This window comes from Sodalis glossinidius str. 'morsitans' (assembly GCF_000010085.1).
In the GTDB taxonomy this organism is placed as follows: domain Bacteria; phylum Pseudomonadota; class Gammaproteobacteria; order Enterobacterales; family Enterobacteriaceae; genus Sodalis; species Sodalis glossinidius.
This window is the reverse complement of sequence record NC_007712.1, coordinates 1,240,494-1,255,058: the sequence shown is the minus strand read 5'-3', so window position 1 is coordinate 1,255,058 and position 14,565 is coordinate 1,240,494. Positions and strand designations below refer to the sequence as shown.

At 50.9% G+C, this 14,565-nt stretch carries 18 protein-coding genes and 5 pseudogenes; 4 read left to right on the top strand and 19 right to left on the bottom strand.

Annotated features, from left to right (window positions below; all coding sequences use genetic code 11):
• Positions 1-2: 2 nt before the first annotated feature.
• The 7 genes and pseudogenes from SGP1_RS06410 to SGP1_RS06380 all read right to left on the bottom strand — a co-directional run bounded on the left by SGP1_RS06410 (position 3) and on the right by SGP1_RS06380 (position 5,978).
• The gene (locus SGP1_RS06410) at positions 3-485 is read right to left on the bottom strand and encodes a structural cement protein Gp24 (RefSeq protein WP_011410615.1); all 483 of its coding nucleotides are present in this window, start codon (positions 483-485) and stop codon (positions 3-5) included.
• The gene (locus SGP1_RS06405) at positions 485-1,588 is read right to left on the bottom strand and encodes a DUF2213 domain-containing protein (protein WP_011410614.1); all 1,104 of its coding nucleotides are present in this window, start codon (positions 1,586-1,588) and stop codon (positions 485-487) included. Before SGP1_RS06405 ends, SGP1_RS06410 begins: the two co-directional genes overlap by 1 nt.
• Before the next feature lie 83 nt (positions 1,589-1,671).
• A complete protein-coding gene (locus SGP1_RS06400) occupies positions 1,672-2,358 on the bottom strand; it encodes a phage minor head protein (RefSeq protein ID WP_011410613.1) in 687 nt (228 codons plus the stop codon).
• Positions 2,333-3,481: pseudogene (locus SGP1_RS23550) on the bottom strand (DUF1073 domain-containing protein). Before SGP1_RS23550 ends, SGP1_RS06400 begins: the two are co-directional and overlap by 26 nt.
• Before the next feature lie 260 nt (positions 3,482-3,741).
• On the bottom strand, positions 3,742-5,112 hold the full coding sequence (locus SGP1_RS06390) for a PBSX family phage terminase large subunit (protein WP_011410612.1): 1,371 nt from the start codon (positions 5,110-5,112) through the stop codon (positions 3,742-3,744).
• Positions 5,099-5,496: pseudogene (locus SGP1_RS06385) on the bottom strand (DNA-packaging protein). The gene SGP1_RS06390 and the pseudogene SGP1_RS06385 overlap by 14 nt, the downstream one beginning before the upstream one ends.
• Before the next feature lie 11 nt (positions 5,497-5,507).
• On the bottom strand, positions 5,508-5,978 hold the full coding sequence (locus tag SGP1_RS06380) for a lysis protein (protein ID WP_011410611.1): 471 nt from the start codon (positions 5,976-5,978) through the stop codon (positions 5,508-5,510).
• Between the two features lie 151 nt (positions 5,979-6,129).
• Here SGP1_RS06380 and SGP1_RS29250 point away from each other — a divergent pair, with 151 nt between their 5' ends.
• On the top strand, positions 6,130-6,450 hold the full coding sequence (locus SGP1_RS29250) for a hypothetical protein (protein WP_148203395.1): 321 nt from the start codon (positions 6,130-6,132) through the stop codon (positions 6,448-6,450).
• Positions 6,451-6,502: 52 nt separating this feature from the next.
• Here SGP1_RS29250 and SGP1_RS06375 read toward each other — a convergent pair.
• Together SGP1_RS06375 and SGP1_RS06370 are read right to left on the bottom strand one after the other, a co-directional pair.
• Positions 6,503-6,979, bottom strand: a pseudogene (locus SGP1_RS06375) (lysozyme).
• The gene (locus SGP1_RS06370; protein WP_011410609.1) at positions 6,976-7,218 is read right to left on the bottom strand and encodes a phage holin family protein; all 243 of its coding nucleotides are present in this window, start codon (positions 7,216-7,218) and stop codon (positions 6,976-6,978) included. Before SGP1_RS06370 ends, SGP1_RS06375 begins: the two are co-directional and overlap by 4 nt.
• A 107-nt stretch (positions 7,219-7,325) precedes the next feature.
• On the opposite strand from SGP1_RS06370, the gene SGP1_RS30630 reads away from it, so the two are divergent.
• The gene (locus SGP1_RS30630; RefSeq protein WP_158302344.1) at positions 7,326-7,466 is read left to right on the top strand and encodes a hypothetical protein; all 141 of its coding nucleotides are present in this window, start codon (positions 7,326-7,328) and stop codon (positions 7,464-7,466) included.
• Between the two features lie 9 nt (positions 7,467-7,475).
• Entirely contained in the window at positions 7,476-7,916 is a 441-nt protein-coding gene (locus tag SGP1_RS06365; protein ID WP_041866690.1) for a hypothetical protein, read from the top strand.
• A 217-nt stretch (positions 7,917-8,133) separates the two neighbouring features.
• Here SGP1_RS06365 and SGP1_RS34980 read toward each other — a convergent pair whose 3' ends face one another.
• From SGP1_RS34980 to SGP1_RS06330, 10 genes and pseudogenes are all read right to left on the bottom strand, one after another.
• On the bottom strand, positions 8,134-8,448 hold the full coding sequence (locus tag SGP1_RS34980; protein ID WP_050747455.1) for a bacteriophage antitermination protein Q: 315 nt from the start codon (positions 8,446-8,448) through the stop codon (positions 8,134-8,136).
• 40 nt (positions 8,449-8,488) lie between these two features.
• Positions 8,489-8,815 carry a bacteriophage antitermination protein Q gene (locus SGP1_RS34975; protein ID WP_050747454.1) on the bottom strand — a complete coding sequence of 109 codons (327 nt, stop codon included), beginning with the start codon at positions 8,813-8,815 and terminating at the stop codon, positions 8,489-8,491.
• A gap of 1 nt (position 8,816) precedes the next feature.
• Positions 8,817-9,176 carry a RusA family crossover junction endodeoxyribonuclease gene (locus tag SGP1_RS06355; protein WP_011410608.1) on the bottom strand — a complete coding sequence of 120 codons (360 nt, stop codon included), beginning with the start codon at positions 9,174-9,176 and terminating at the stop codon, positions 8,817-8,819.
• Positions 9,173-9,462 (bottom strand): annotated as a pseudogene (locus tag SGP1_RS06350) (DUF1364 domain-containing protein). Before SGP1_RS06350 ends, SGP1_RS06355 begins: the two are co-directional and overlap by 4 nt.
• A gap of 2 nt (positions 9,463-9,464) precedes the next feature.
• A complete protein-coding gene (locus SGP1_RS06345) occupies positions 9,465-9,977 on the bottom strand; it encodes a phage N-6-adenine-methyltransferase (RefSeq protein WP_041866689.1) in 513 nt (170 codons plus the stop codon).
• Positions 9,978-10,192: 215 nt separating this feature from the next.
• Positions 10,193-10,492 (bottom strand): NinE family protein, encoded by a 300-nt coding sequence (locus SGP1_RS29245; protein ID WP_148203394.1) that lies wholly within the window; start codon positions 10,490-10,492, stop codon positions 10,193-10,195.
• Positions 10,489-10,926 (bottom strand): recombination protein NinB, encoded by a 438-nt coding sequence (locus SGP1_RS06340; RefSeq protein WP_041866688.1) that lies wholly within the window; start codon positions 10,924-10,926, stop codon positions 10,489-10,491. The genes SGP1_RS29245 and SGP1_RS06340 overlap by 4 nt, the downstream gene beginning before the upstream one ends.
• A gap of 109 nt (positions 10,927-11,035) precedes the next feature.
• Positions 11,036-12,267 (bottom strand): annotated as a pseudogene (locus SGP1_RS06335) (DnaB helicase C-terminal domain-containing protein); the annotation flags it as partial.
• A complete protein-coding gene (locus tag SGP1_RS29240; protein WP_148203393.1) occupies positions 12,257-12,688 on the bottom strand; it encodes a hypothetical protein in 432 nt (143 codons plus the stop codon). The gene SGP1_RS29240 and the pseudogene SGP1_RS06335, both read right to left, overlap by 11 nt.
• Entirely contained in the window at positions 12,685-13,017 is a 333-nt protein-coding gene (locus SGP1_RS06330; RefSeq protein ID WP_050747452.1) for a hypothetical protein, read from the bottom strand. Before SGP1_RS06330 ends, SGP1_RS29240 begins: the two co-directional genes overlap by 4 nt.
• A 458-nt stretch (positions 13,018-13,475) precedes the next feature.
• Here SGP1_RS06330 and SGP1_RS06325 point away from each other — a divergent pair, with 458 nt between their 5' ends.
• A complete protein-coding gene (locus tag SGP1_RS06325) occupies positions 13,476-14,039 on the top strand; it encodes an ISAs1 family transposase (protein WP_041866687.1) in 564 nt (187 codons plus the stop codon).
• Positions 14,040-14,565 lie beyond the last annotated feature (526 nt).

Genomic DNA, 14,565 nt, shown 5'->3' with positions numbered 1-14,565 from the left:
GGTTAGCTCCAGCTCGACATTTTGAATATTTCACCGACAGCAGCGGCGGTCATGACCACGAAGGGGGTTTCCACTGCACCGTCAACGGTGGCATCTGCCGCCCCGGTTTTCAGAGTGCCATCGGCCAGCACGGCAAACACTTTCTGCCCAATGGCGGCGGCATTCACCGCTTTCGCCCAAAAATCCCCGGTCATGTACACGGAGACGTGGGTACCGGCGCTGATTTTCATGGTGGTCGCGTCAAATAGGCCGATGATGCCGGTCATCTCATTACCAACGAAGCCAAGCGGTTTACCGGTGCCGGTATTGTTAAGAAGCACATCGCTGGTGGTGTCGCGCCAGGCGAAACGGGCCATGTTCAGGCCATTTTTCCCCGCACGGAACCCGTCAGCCGGCGGCGGTACGGCGAAAGCATCATTACAGGAGGCAAACGCCCCTTCACGCCCAGGAGCCGGATACAGCCCGACGTTTTGTTGAAATGCCATTATTGACCTCCAAAGAAGCTGTCTACGCGGTTAACGGAATGGGCATCCATCGCCACGGTGGCCGGTTGTGAGGGCCAGGATTTCAGCACTTCAACCATTTTTGGCAACGCGGAAGGGTGAACACCTTGGGTGTCGATACCTTCTTGCGCCAGCGCCAGTCGGTACACATCTTCGGCCGAATCACAGGCCACTTCACCAATCAGGGAAGCACAGTCGCGCTCGGCCTGACGTAACGCCATAAAATCCGTCCAGGCCGCCTTACGGCCCTGTTCGGTTGCCTGACGGGCGATAATCGCCGCATCATTGGCGGTCAGCGGGCGCGCATCGTTGGCTTTTTTATCGTCCTCCTGGTCATCCACTTTTTCGTTTTTGTCCTGTTCATCATCGGCTTTTTTGTCTTGCTCTTCGTCATTGGCTTTTGCGGCGCGCTCAGCCATAAACTCAGAAACCGACTGTAATTGTTCATCGCTTGCGTTTGGCAGGCTCTCCTTGAGACCCGCGAGCACATCATCCTGCGCCGAGGTGTCTTTTTCTTCTGACATGGGTAAACCCTCTGGTTTTGCGTCATTGACGAGAATATCCGGGCCCGTGCGCCCGTCCGGTACGATGGCGAGGTGATAAGTGTGAATATCGAGCATCACCCCGTCATAGTTTTCTCCTTCAAACTCACCCGGTGTCATATCCGCCGTGTACTTGTATGACGGGGAGAGTTCGCGCTGGATATCGGTTTCGATACCGGCCTGTGCACCCGCATCCCAGACCACAATAGAGGCCACCAGGTAAGGATGTTCATAGCGCACATCGTTCATCACCGCACCGACCGCCAAGTCAGCCAGTGGCCGGGTGTTATTGTTCTCTGGATGCCCTAGCAGCACGGGAATACCGCGAAAACTGGCGGTGGACTGCTCAAGCTCCTCGGGGGCCCGTAAAAGGCGATAGAGCCGCTTTTTTTGCAGCCCAAGTTTTTCATGGCCGGGGATTTCCTCCCCGTAATAGTCGTTGATGGTGGCCTTGCTGATACGATTGTCGCGCACAAACATCTTGCCGAACCGGTCTACCTCGCGGGCAGAGTCCATCGCAAGGCGTTCATTTGTGATTGGCATGGATTAATCCTGAAACGGGAGAACGGGCCGCCAGAGGCAGCCACAGTTAATTTTTTGTCCGGGAAGGAGATATTCGCCGCTAATCAGACACCCTTTGGCGAGGTCAAACTGGCGGCCACATGGTCAGCCCTGGGATGTTGACCGGCACCGGTGTGCTGCCAGATACCCTTCGTTATCCCCAGCGAACGTTGCCGGATAACCGCCAGCGTCGCATTAGCCTTGCGGGTCTGGTCTCGCGCAATCAGCTGCGCCCGACGCGCCGTGACGCGGTATTGCTCGGTTAACTGCTGGGTCAAGGTGCCCAAATCGCCGCCACGTACCACTGACTGCATCACCAGTGATTCAATCTGTGTGAAATAGTTCTGCGGTATCGATTTTATCAGCGAGACATTCTCGGCGATGATCGCAGTTGAGGCATTGTGCATCTCGGCGGTCATGTTGAAATCAAGGGCAAAGCCCATCGCCTTGAGCTGCACTATCAGGGCCCGGTCAGTATGACCTTGTGTTCGTGTATAAAAGGCCTTTGCTATCTCTTGCGATAATCGATTGAAGCGCCGTCCCCAACGCGTGGTGAGTTGGCGCAGCAACGTTCTAAAATGCACCGCCGGGCTGGCATCGTTTGCCATCCCCGTCTCGTTAAAAACCGACTGGATAGCCGTTATCACCTCACGAGACATCGCCCTGATATCACGCCGCAACGTTCGCTCATACCAGCACGTAATACTGGCATTGGGCAGCGCCGGATCAAGCGTCTTCTTCCTCTTGTTCATATTCCGTGTCCTTCAGGAAGCCGAAGCCAGAATGCGAGTCATTCATCAACCACTGGTGACCGTCTGCCGTATCAATGGTACCGGCGGTTTGCAACGTACTGAGTGCCTGCGCGTTTTTCAGGCGTACATCAGCCAGATCGATATCACTCATCTCTTCCAGGGGATTAAACTCGAAATCAATTTCTTCACGAATTTCCCCCAACTCAGCGAGCATAATGTAATCCAGCATCGCTTTAATCAGCGGTCTAACGTCCCGCTCCTGGATCCCCGCCACGGTTTCATGCCAGACATCAATCTCACCCTGACCACTCGAGCTGAGGCCGGGGGACAGATTGCCCAGCAGCTTAATCACCGGCATTCGCGAGGGGATACACAACTGCTCCTGGTAATTGGTGGCCAGTTTTTCCAAATCGGTCATAGGGGTATTGACTTGGAAAAACTCCTCTTCTTTGTCAAGCGCCAGTACGCCACGGTTGTTGCGGTACTCGGCCATCAGGTCAATACGACGTTTGAATTCAGCAGAATTTTGCATTCTGGCGTCCATATCTGTTTTCAGGCCAGATAACGTGAACGCCTTGATGATCTTGGGAATTTCCTGGCGGATTTGCGCCCATGCATTGACGTAAGGCTCCATGAGCTGCGTCAGTGACAAGCCTCCAAAGTTGTAAGACGGTTTGAGGATTTGCGACACGGGGCGCGAGACCAGGTCAATAAAACGTGAGGCATGCACCGTTTTACCCATAACAAACCACGCATCCGGGCGATAGTAATTATCGGCGAGCGGATCATTGGCATTGTACATCGCTGGGTACATCCAGACCGGCTCAACCAGACGAAACCCTTTCAACTTGCCATTCACCTTGCGCGGATCTTTGAACAGCGGGTTCTACTTCTCATGGTCATCCGCACCGGTATCAATATAGATATGCGCCACTCCAAACAGGGAGTCATGGAAGACGGCATGATGCACGATGTCCTTAACGCCATACTTGATTAACAAATCTTCCATGTGCTCAACCAGCGCGGGCTCATCGGCACTGCTGGTGATTTTTATCCCTGTCCGGGTGATTTCATCGGCAAAGACCGCGTGGACATTGGCGTATTCCGGGGCTTGCGACAACATGGCAAGATACGGATAGCCCCGGAAGCCACCATACTGAAAGCCCATGCTATAACTGTTTAACGTCTCATAAGGCGTACTGTCCATTGCCAGCGCGCTGTCGCGTTGCCCGGCGGGAATGACACCCTCAGGCTGCTTGTAGGGCTCAAACGCCGCCACCCTGGCATCATTTCCTGTATTCAACGCCGACAGCGGGATAGAAAACGGTTTTTTCGGCGAAACAGGCGCATCCGCTGTCACGCGTTTTTTATCGCGTCTGCCCATCAGTAAAAGGCCTCATCAGGAATGTGGAAAGGTTTATACGTTGGCGCAAAGGCCATAATCAGAGCGTCAGCCCGATTGGGGGACGGTATGCCGCGTTTTTTCATGTCCTTTTTACTTTCCACCTTCACCCTACCGTTGTTATCGTAGTCAACCCAGGGGCGCGACAATTCCGCCTTGAGATAGTCAAGTGAGGAAAGACGGGATGAAAGACTAATGAGTTGGTCATCTCTCAGCCCTTTGACAAAATCGCTATCGTCGGGATGGTGCTTTATATACTCGACGGCATGCCAGGTGTTATAGAATCGTTCCCGGACACCCCACCACGCCTGTGCCTTGAGGTTTACAAACATATCTTTGTTGGTTTTTCCATCAACATATTTTGCATCAGGTTTAAAAACGCCTCCCCCGGCATTGAAGCCAGACGCGGTAATACGACTCACTCGTCGCAAGCGCGCTTTCACACCCGCCCCTACGCCGATAGAGTCAAAGATAATTTCATCAGCAATGACACTTTCAGCGTAATTTTTCACTCTGTCTGCTGATTGAATAACATCGCCTTTATTCCACGTCTCCAGATGCATAACGACTGAGCCGTGGGACAATATCAACGCATTGCTATCCTCACCCTCGTCTGCGACGTCAAAACCAATACGTTTTTTACCCGCTGGCTCAAATCCCAGCGTTATATGCGCATCGACGGCCGCAGCAATCCACAACGGCTTGATAATCGCCAGATCGCTGTCCGCAACCGGCTCCCCTTCCCAGATATGCAGATACAGGTCATAGTCCTTGCACTTGCATTCCTCCATTTCCAGGCGGAGTACTTCAGGGAAATGGGGATTGTCGGTGTAATGCACCGTCAGCAGGCAGATATCATCCAGTGGATTGACAACAAAGCGTTGATAGGTGTCGTCGAGGATATTCTTCGGATTAAAGCTAACCCAGATTTCACTGCCCGGTTTGCGGATAGTGGGGATAAGAATATCCCAGCTCTCCTTGGTCACCGCTTCAGCTTCTTCTACCCACGCAATATCAATGCCTTCCAGCGATTTAATTTTGGTAACGTTATTTTTTATACCGTAAAACATAAACAGGCTATCGGTGGCAAGATAGCGGATATACGCTTTCTGAATCTCGAACTCCTTCAGATAACCTTCGCGCTGGATAGTGTCTGCAATCAACTGGATAACAGAATCGGCCATACTGGCCTGGAACTCACGTGCGCAAAGAAAGCGATAAGTGCCTCGTCGCGCTATTTCTACCAGTAACCGTGCGATGGCCCATGATTTACCGCTTCCCCGTCCACCTTTGGCAATCTTGTAGCGATGTGGCTGAATAAATGGATGGAAAATAGCATTAAGAGTCGTCATCATGAAATAGTGAGGAGAGTGGTTTGGTCTCTACCTGAAGTGCGCCGCCGTCTTTACCGGTCAGTTCCTGCTTATCCGAGTAGCCATGTTTGGTCAGCATAAGCTTGGCAATCGTTGCGTTAAATTTGCTCTGCAATCCTTTGTTAATTAAACGATTTTCCTGCAGAGCCAGAATGCCCTCTAAGATGTCCTTAAATTCAGCATTCTGTTCACTGTATTCGTAAACGCGCGAGCGACTTTTCCCAGGTAACAAGCTAATCCGGCAATGCTCGGGACAACATCACCCAGCTTTTCATAGTCCCCTAACAAATAGGCTCTAGCCTTTTCCAGACTTTGTGCAAGCTCACTCGGGCGACCGACTTTATTTTTTGTTTGTCGTCCCATGTCTTATATCCTCATTCTGTCCTGGCGTTGGCCGCCAGACAGACCTGTCGTGCGTAGTCCTGCAAGCCGTTTATTTGCTCTCTCGCGATGTCAATTCGTCGTCTGAGAGTGAAATAATGTCGTTGAGCGGCGTCAGCAAGTCTGGCGCCGGCTGCATCATCCATGCGGGCGGCGGTGCTATCGGTTGGCACTGCTGGACAGATGGCGTTGATTTGCAACCGACGACGACCGTCAGCCACATCGCGCTCAAGCTGCGCAATACGTTTTTTATCATGTTCAAGCTCTCGCGTGTGTTGCAAATCCAGCACGGCGATAGTCTGTATTTGGCGACTTAACTGCTCAATCTCCGCCAGCCGGGATTTAACTTCGAGTTCAACTTGCCTTAATGTCTCTTCCGCACCTTTATATTGGATACGGTAGTAAAGTATTGCGCCCAGCATTGATGCAAGAAAAGTGACGAAAGTGAGGAATCTCCAACGCATATTAAAATCCTAAGGTCAATACCGTATGTGCATTCTCTAGATTAAACGATATATATAAGTCGGAAAGTTACTTAATCATTCAGATTGTAAGTAAGTTATAAGCATTGCGATCTGGAATATTATTTGTTTTAAGAAAAAGGAATTTATAAAAATGAGTTCATATTTTAACATTCAGATAGATAATATTTTCTCTCAGGCTAAGTCTGGAGTATCTGATTTTTATTCAGCGCGCGCATCAGTTCTTAGCAACTTAGTTTCCAAGTTATGCTCTGCCGTGAGAAATATAAACTCATCTAGTTATGGACACTATTCTCCACGCGACATGGAAAATCCAGCTAAGCTATGCTCTACCGTCAAAAATATAAAACCATCTAATTACGGTAATTATTCTCCAAGAAAGATAGAGGCTCTCTCTCATCTGCAACACGCAGAAATTCAGTTGCAAGAGCATAAAAATGAAAGATTAATATAAAAATTTAACAATCACTTTCGTTACTATGAGGTCTATCTATTTGATTAACTAGTTAGTCGGACCTCAAGCAAAGCTCTTGTTCTATCGCTCGCCTATTGATCAGTCCCCTAGAGATCTTGCCGTCAACATACTTCCAGCGCCGCATTTCATCACAGGCACCGACCCTGTCTCCTGCGTTCAGTTTCTTCAGTAGCGTAGAGCGCTAAAACGCCCCGCTCCCCACGTTGTAGGCGAACGAGGCAAGTGCGGCTTTCTGGCTCTCAGTCAGTGGTACGGTGACATTGGCATCGACTACCGCCATTGCGGCTTTCAGGTCGCTATCCAGCAGGGATTGGCATTCAGCAGCGCTATAGCGTTTACCGGGAATGATATCGCTACCGGTATGTCCATAGCAGACTGACAACACGCCGCCGGAATCCCGGTATGGCGTGTAGCGTACGCCCTTGTGCCATTGGATTAGCACGGTCGCTAATGCTATAGCGCCGCCTGCTGTGGCTTTTATCAATCGGTTACGCAGCTCGGGATTCATTGGTCGCGCTTCGTCCTAAAACGGTATTCCTTATGCCGGTAAATCCAGTTCAGTAGGAAGGTCGCCAGCGTACAGGCGATACCGGTAATCAATGCCCATTCACTGAGCGAGAACACACCCAGCAGGCACGTGACAAGGGCCCAGCTGTAGGCAGAGCCGGTAGTAAGTTTTTCCATGGGTATTATTAGGGTTATTGCGCCACCTCGTCCGGGGTGGCTATCGGTCAGGAAAAAGGCCACGCCGGAGCGTAGCCTTGGGATTAAGTGCCAGATAGCGTCTGGCGGCGCATTTCCACATCTGATATCGTTAACTCGCCAAAATTTACTATTCAGACACGGAGAAATTTATGAGCAACCCTAAACATCAAGTTACTGGTGACAGTCTACCCAAAGGGCTTGCAAAGACAATCTACGAGCAAGCCAAACAACCCAAACCAGTTACACCGCCATCTCAAAATAATTCAGGGGGAAGCGGTAAAAGTAATTAAAGAGGATTTATGAGTCGAGAAAACACTATTTACGCAATCTATTATTCTTATGTTCTACACCGCATTTTTAGTGTGATTACAGGCAGAATTGATAAAGTTCTTACTTTCTGCTTGTTGCTTCTCGGCTCATCTGTCATGGCCTCCATTGGAAATCCTCTGTTTACCGGCTTATGTATCGCAACAATTGCAGCCGTCCAGAATGCGTTCAAATTTGGCGCTGAATGCGAATCATCGCGAGTACAAGCTTTACGCTACGTGTCCCTCTATACTAATGTCGAAGATTACGATGATAAAGAGCTTTTATCCCAGCACAGCAGTATACAAAAGCATGACTCGACGGTATGGTCATCACTAGAAACTATTGCTGAGTACCGAACAGATATGGTTCTTAAGGGGGATTCTAATATAAAAATGACCACCCTAGAGAAAGCACTTGGATTTTTTTGTTAGAACAAAGCCCCGGCATTAGCCGAGGCTTTATCGCACATCTGTGCAAAACTGATACTGACTGGACAAAAATCAGATGTGCGACCCAATAATTTTATTTAGCAATCAGTAGCTGTCAATAGCAGAAAACCTCAACCACCTGAGGGAGTTGAGGCCCTGAAAAGCCGGATTTGACGCATCCAAGCTTTAGCTACAATTTAGACATCATATATATTTATAGTTAAATTATAGGCGAAAAATTCACTTTTGCAACTTCCTTTCTGAATTTGTTGGTTTTTCCTACATCTCTCAGTGCCATCTCATCTATTTCATGCACCAGCTGAACCAGTACACGCCATCGCCCCTGGTAGTTTTGATTCCAGTTGTTCGGGCATACCCCCAGCATATCCGCCAGTTCAGCGTAGGTATAGCGATCCGGGCGACCATCTATTTCCCCTGCGACCACCTGCACAGCGAGCAGAGCCAGCCCTTGTAAGCGCTGCTTCACCTTGCCAGAGATACGCCCCGGTTGTTGCGCCATGAATTTCTGCCACACGTAAGGCACCACCTTGAGCTGTTCAGCGTGGTAGCGGTAATCACCGTAGCAAGCAATACCGGATCCACGCTTGCAACGGCTCATCGAGGCCGCCGATGGCACGACGCCAGGGCACGAGAGAATAATCGCACTCATGCATCAGAATAACGGATTTGCCCTTGACTCGCGTTTGCTTCGCTTTCACCGGCGACGATGGCACCCTGACCATGCGCCCGTTCGCGTAGCTCAAGAAGCGCGGCGGGTTACGGTTGAAACGCAAGGTCTCTATCCGCGTCCGCTCCACCAGATTGCCCAACTGCCCATTTTTAGTGATGAGAGTATCCGCTAACGCATATCTGACCCGGCCCCACACCCACTCAATGTTCATTCTATGCCTCCAGCAGCGTTAACGTAATGTCGAGTTTCCCGCCCTGCACCTTCTCGCCCCGGATAATGTGCAGGTCGATTATCTGGTTGTCGTCTTCGTAAACCCCAGCGTGCTGGAGCGCATCGAGGGGCGCTTTTAAAAGATTGTCCAAATCGCGTTTCCTGCGGTCTGGTGGGTTCGCCACCACCCTGACTCTAATCTGGCCGGAAAACCGCACAGCGAGCCGTAGGCGCATGATTTCGGCCATTACCGAGCGCCGGTACTGGATGCCTTTCTCTTTGATGAAGTGTCTGCCTTTGGCGTGATACCAGTAATGATTGACCGAGGGAGGAAACGGGAGGGTGATGTGGTATCGCCTCACGTTGATATTTTTTCCTCCTTCAGCAAGACCGCCTGTGTGCGAATAACGCCTTCCAGATGTGCCAGTCGGGCATATTCAACATCGGTTAAACGGGTTCGACGATCGATTTCGTCATGGCACCGGCTACAGGCCCAGGCACCGAACAAATCTTGGGGTTTCATTCCCGTACCAAAAGGCCAGCCATGCGGTAATGGGTCAGTACCACAGTCTCAGTATCACCGCCGCATATTCCCGGCAAACGAACCATGCATTCGCGGCCCTGCGCTTCTTTGCGAAGATTTACCATACCTACCCCCACATTCGGTTAATCAGCACCTGTTTACTTACCGTAGTCATCCCTTTTGGGGTTATTCGCCACGGTCGCCAGATGAACAACACGCTGCCCTTGCTGTTACCCGCCTTACCCTTCTCGCCGGTTTCAGCGCTGATAAACGACAATCGCCCCTCGGTGATGAATCGCACCTCATCAGCCGTTTTTTGTGCCTGAGCGAACCACGCCGTCGAGGTGTCGGAAGGAAGGAGCATCACGACAGTCTGTTGCTGTAACGCACACTGCTCGGCGGCCTTTTTCACCCACGGCATGATATTGCTGTACGGGGGATTGCAGAAAATGGCACCCCGGGTGTGCCAATCGCAACTCAGGGCATCATCCTCTTCGGTCAGATAGTGGCGACACCGGGTGTTATCGTGGTCGGCGGCAGCATCAAGGCCGAACCCAAACTCCGCATCCAGCGCACGGAATATCTCGACCGGCGTCTGCCATCTGTCCTTACACACCTTCGGGGTTTTGCTGATAATCATTTCCTCACCACCCATGCAAGTTTACTGAGCTTGTAAATCTATTTTTGAAGTCCGAGTACGAGCGCGCATCATCCGCACATCACGAATATGAGCGCTGTAGTCGTAGGTTTGCGTATTCCGGTGAAAGTGAACGGTCATTCCGGCCCTGTGAACGCTGATTCCGGCAGTGAAATACAGCGTGCTAATAATCACATGGGTTTATTCTGTTGAGTTTGTCACGTTCTAGCCCCTGTTTCCTTTGGCAACGGTTCTGTTGCAGGACTGAGGCGGAGCGCAGCGCAGTGAGCACCGAACAGTCCTGTGGCAGAAGCGTAAGGGGATGTCACGTTTAACTCATTTGGCCGAGTGTTCACCCTCCAGAATATGCGTTCACTTTGCGTCGGAATACGCAAGGTTTTTACTTCATCCTCGCCCAGTATCTCGCGGACTTTGTTGCGCGAACGCTTGGTCGGCCTGAACAGGCAATGCTGCATCATCCGAAAAGTGATGCTGGTGTTCTGTAATCTCTTTTTCATGTTGCTCTCCCAAAATAATCCCCTGAATAACGCACCTCCCGCAGCCTGACGCCGTTACCGACCGCCCAGGCTTGCGCGTATTCGATTAAACTGTTCATGCGCTTCACGCCCATCTGAGCCGTGCTCTCGCGGATGCTGCAAAACTCCCCCTCCAGTCCTGTAACCACTTCTCCCGGCCTGCCTGTGGCGATGGCATGGCCTGAGACGAACAACGCTTTCCAGTCCAACATCGAGCGGGGTTTATCTGCCCACAACACTTGCCGAGAGACATCGGTGCATAGCGCATGCAGCAGACTGTTTTGCGTCTCACTTCTTTTGCTGTCGTTGATGGTGATTTCGAGGGGGCGGTGTTCGTCAGTGGGGAGTGAATCAATAAAAACTTTCAGGTTTTTCCGTATTCGTTCATCACGCAGCAGGAAGCTTCTTTTTTCCATCAACCACCTCTGAATTTACCCACCCAAACAAAAAGGGCTGCAATGAAAAGCAGCTCCACGAGTTCTTCTGTTAAATATGCCGTCATCGGTATTTTCCTCGCTGTTTGCGTTAAACCGCTGCCCCACTGGCATAACGTTTCATTGGCGCGACGTTAGTGTTGCTCTGGCAAGCGTTCACAGCTTGTTCTTGGTCGGTTGGCATAAAATGCCCGTTTTTGAATTCCTGGTAAGCCGTTCCCTGGGTGCCGAACCGGTTTTTGGTGACAATGAGTTCAGCGTATTTCGCCGCTGGACTATTCTCGTTGTACACCGCATCGCGGTAGAGCATGATGATGCTGTCAGAGCGTCCTGCTCAATGCTGCCTGAATCTCTTAAATCAGCACAGGTAGGCCGCTTATTGGTGCGCTGCTCTACGTTTCTGGATAGCTGACTTAGCGACATCACCGGCGTTTTCAGCTCCTTTGCCATACGCTTGAGGCTGCCGGAAATATGCGCGACGGCAAGGTCATTACGCTCTGCTCGTGGCTTCTCAATCAGACCCAGATAATCGACCATAATCAGCGATAACGCAGGGTGGGCAAGCTTGTGCCGGTAAGAAATGGCTCGTATCTGCTCGATGGTCAGTGATGATGCATCCACGACCCAAACATCAAGCCCCTGTAAGCGGCGAAGTCCCTGAGATACTCTTGCCCAACCTCCGTCATCCATCCGGCAAGGCTTGCGTAGCGTCGAAACCGGGAGATGACTGGCTCCCGCCAATGAGCGCTCGATAACCTGCATCGCATCCATTTCCATCGAGAAAATCAAAACACCCTTGCGTTCGATTTCAGTTATCGCGCCGTTCTCCGTGTCAATCTGGCGTGTAGTATGCTGTGCAGCGACACCCTCCGCCACCTTCAAGGCAAATTCAGTCTTTCCCATGCCGGGACGGGCGGCAACAATCACCAAGTCCACCGGATTGATACCACCAAGAATGTCATCCAATTCCTCAATGCCCGTTTTCAATGAGTCCGAGGCTTCCCCATTCTTCAGACACTTTTCCAAAAGCGCGGTGTAGGGGGCTATCAGCTCGTCGATATGCATTGGGCGGACTTCGTCGGCGGGGCAGTCGATATCACGCAGGGAGGCCAATACCTGCCCCATCACTGCCAACGCGCGCTCATGGTTCGGGCACTGGCGCACCTGCTCCAGTCCATCGCCTAACAACGCCGTGAAGCGCCGCACACGCTGATAGTCGGCCAGTACCCGTGCATACCCCTTGAGATTCGCTGCACTCGGACACTTCTTCGCTGTCTCCATCACCGCGCCAAAGTTGCCGCCCCCCATCGCTTCACCCACCATCTCCAACGATGTCGTTGTAGGCGTTCAGGTAGGACTCGTAGTCGAATGAAATGAATTTTCTGCGTTCCGGTTTTTCACAGTTCGCAGTCAACGCAAGTTGACTATGTGTTTTATTATTTACTTCTTGTTCTACTAACTTCTTGTTCTGTTCACCGGGTCGTGCTTCGGGCGGTGTACCGGGTATACACGCTGAAGCCTTGCCAGCACTGAGTTTGTTTGTATCGGCTGGTGTATCGCAAGGTGTACCGGCTAAAAACTGCTCTAACGGTGTATCGGGTGGTGTACCGGGAGCCCCCTCCAAAGCATTGTCACATCTGGATTTGCGTGTATCGGCGGGTGTATCGTCTAAGCCTATTTGATATTGGCTATAATTTGTGATACATATCACAGTACCAAGTTTGGTTCCTCTGGTGGTTATCATCCCTTCTCGGACAAAAAATTCAGCATTCGGATAACAGACTGCTTGCTTTTTTCAGTCCCATCCTGATCACATAATTTACGCGCCAGAATAGCAGTAGTAGTGACGAGTTCGCCTAATTGAAGGTGCCATCCCTTGCCAGCAAATTTCACTGTGCGTGGCTTGTAGGATGCCTCACCAATCAATCTGATCCACATAGCCAATTTAGCCGTATCTTTGGCCCACTCCTTAGACAGCAGACTCCTGAACAGAGCAACATACCCTTGTTTTTTATTTTCCATCTGCAAATTTACCTTTTGACACCTGAAATCGGCATAGGCAACGTTAGTCATGACGACGCTCCTTCAACTTGCGGAATTCTTGCACCAGGCGTTTAGCTATGCGCCGGGCGATATGTTCAAGGTTGCCGGGATAGCCCAGCTGGTAACAATGATGTTTTTACTTGCGCTTTTTCAAAGCGTGACTCATATTTACTTTGCTACTTAAAGTGGCACCTCAATAACTTGTGTTCTTAAGCCCCCAGCATCCGTATGTCGGGGGCGTTTTCTTGTCACCATTCACCATCAGATGTTTCTAGTAATCCGATAACTGCTTAACGACGCCCATTATTTTTGACTCCATCTTTGGCTAATCGGAACTCGTCAATAAACCGCTCTGCGAACGATTTGTTATTCACTGCCGCGACGACAATGCCATCGGGTGAATCCAGGTAGCACCGCTCCCAGGGCTGTTAACTTCATATCATTTGTACTAACGTCTCCAGTGTTCACGTCGATACGATGAGGAAAACATGCTGTTTGGAGGACTTTTTTCTGAACTGGTTGATCAGCGCGTAGCGAAAGGCAGGCGCTATGCGCTGGAGCCACTGCTTTTCGGGTTATTACTGGCGGTGCTGTCGGGAGCAACATCATTACGGAAAATGGAGCTTTTCCTCAATGAGCGGCTCAAGCAGCTAAACTCTCTGTTTGGCACGCACTGGAAGAAAGCTCCGACTTGGGTAGGTATTCGGCGGTTTATGCTTAAGCTCGACGTTCAGGGACTTGAAGAAGCCCTTCGACAGCATGCCGGAAAATATTCGTCGTCTGGTGTGGCACCACAGTTCGTTGCTCTTGATGGCAAAGCTTTACGCGGCAGTGCCTCTCGAGTAACTGATACGCGCGCACGGCAGCTGGTGTCGGCTTTTGCCCAGTTGGATCTGATTGTGCTCGGGCATGTAGAGGTGCCTGAAAAAACGAACGAAATTCCGGCCACGCAAGCGCTGATCGAGGCGCTGGCCCTATCGGGTCGCGTCTTTACTCTTGATGCCATGCACTGTCAAAAAAACACTTTCTCTAGCCTTAGCTCATGGTGCTGACGTGTTGGTTCAAGTGAAAGACAACCAGCCCGAGTTGTTTGCTGTCTGCCAGATGATCCCGAAGTTTCAGGCCCCCGCACAACAGCATACCGACCATGGCAAAGGCCACGGGCGAATAGAAATACGCACGATTCAGACGTTTGTTCCGGCTACAGGATGGTTGCCGCAAAACTGGCAACCTCTGGTGAAGGCAGTAATATAAAGTGACTCGCGAGGTGACGCACAAACGTAAAGGTGTTGCCGAGGTCAGCACAGAAACCGCTTGGTGAGTCAGTACCGCACTCTTTGATGCAGAACAGTTTCAAGCGGCAATTCGAGGCCATTGGAGTATAGAAAACCAAAACCACCATGTTCGAGATGTTGCCCTGTTTGAGGACGCCTGCCTTATCCGGCAGCAGCCCGGGATCTTGGCTCGATTGCGTTCGATCGCGCTGAATTGCATGATTCTGAGTAAAGTATCAAGCATTTCCCGAACGCTGTACCGCAATGTATTGAACTTTGACTACGCCGTTTCTATCGCCGAAGG

Excerpts from the sequence above, each read along its gene's own strand:
- SGP1_RS34975 (WP_050747454.1), bottom strand. The coding sequence starts at position 8,815 with ATGAACATTGAGTGGGTGTGGGGCCGGGTCAGATATGCGTTAGCGGAT.
- SGP1_RS06330 (WP_050747452.1), bottom strand. The coding sequence starts at position 13,017 with ATGACTAACGTTGCCTATGCCGATTTCAGGTGTCAAAAGGTAAATTTG.
- SGP1_RS06405 (WP_011410614.1), bottom strand. The coding sequence starts at position 1,588 with ATGCCAATCACAAATGAACGCCTTGCGATGGACTCTGCCCGCGAGGTA.
- SGP1_RS06410 (WP_011410615.1), bottom strand. The coding sequence starts at position 485 with ATGGCATTTCAACAAAACGTCGGGCTGTATCCGGCTCCTGGGCGTGAA.
- SGP1_RS29240 (WP_148203393.1), bottom strand. The coding sequence starts at position 12,688 with ATGATAACCACCAGAGGAACCAAACTTGGTACTGTGATATGTATCACA.
- SGP1_RS06380 (WP_011410611.1), bottom strand. The coding sequence starts at position 5,978 with ATGCGTTGGAGATTCCTCACTTTCGTCACTTTTCTTGCATCAATGCTG.
- SGP1_RS06325 (WP_041866687.1), top strand. The coding sequence starts at position 13,476 with ATGCTGTTTGGAGGACTTTTTTCTGAACTGGTTGATCAGCGCGTAGCG.
- SGP1_RS29245 (WP_148203394.1), bottom strand. The coding sequence starts at position 10,492 with ATGAAAAAGAGATTACAGAACACCAGCATCACTTTTCGGATGATGCAG.
- SGP1_RS30630 (WP_158302344.1), top strand. The coding sequence starts at position 7,326 with ATGAGCAACCCTAAACATCAAGTTACTGGTGACAGTCTACCCAAAGGG.
- SGP1_RS06400 (WP_011410613.1), bottom strand. The coding sequence starts at position 2,358 with ATGAACAAGAGGAAGAAGACGCTTGATCCGGCGCTGCCCAATGCCAGT.
- SGP1_RS06345 (WP_041866689.1), bottom strand. The coding sequence starts at position 9,977 with ATGATTATCAGCAAAACCCCGAAGGTGTGTAAGGACAGATGGCAGACG.
- SGP1_RS06390 (WP_011410612.1), bottom strand. The coding sequence starts at position 5,112 with ATGACGACTCTTAATGCTATTTTCCATCCATTTATTCAGCCACATCGC.
- SGP1_RS29250 (WP_148203395.1), top strand. The coding sequence starts at position 6,130 with ATGAGTTCATATTTTAACATTCAGATAGATAATATTTTCTCTCAGGCT.
- SGP1_RS06340 (WP_041866688.1), bottom strand. The coding sequence starts at position 10,926 with ATGGAAAAAAGAAGCTTCCTGCTGCGTGATGAACGAATACGGAAAAAC.
- SGP1_RS06365 (WP_041866690.1), top strand. The coding sequence starts at position 7,476 with ATGAGTCGAGAAAACACTATTTACGCAATCTATTATTCTTATGTTCTA.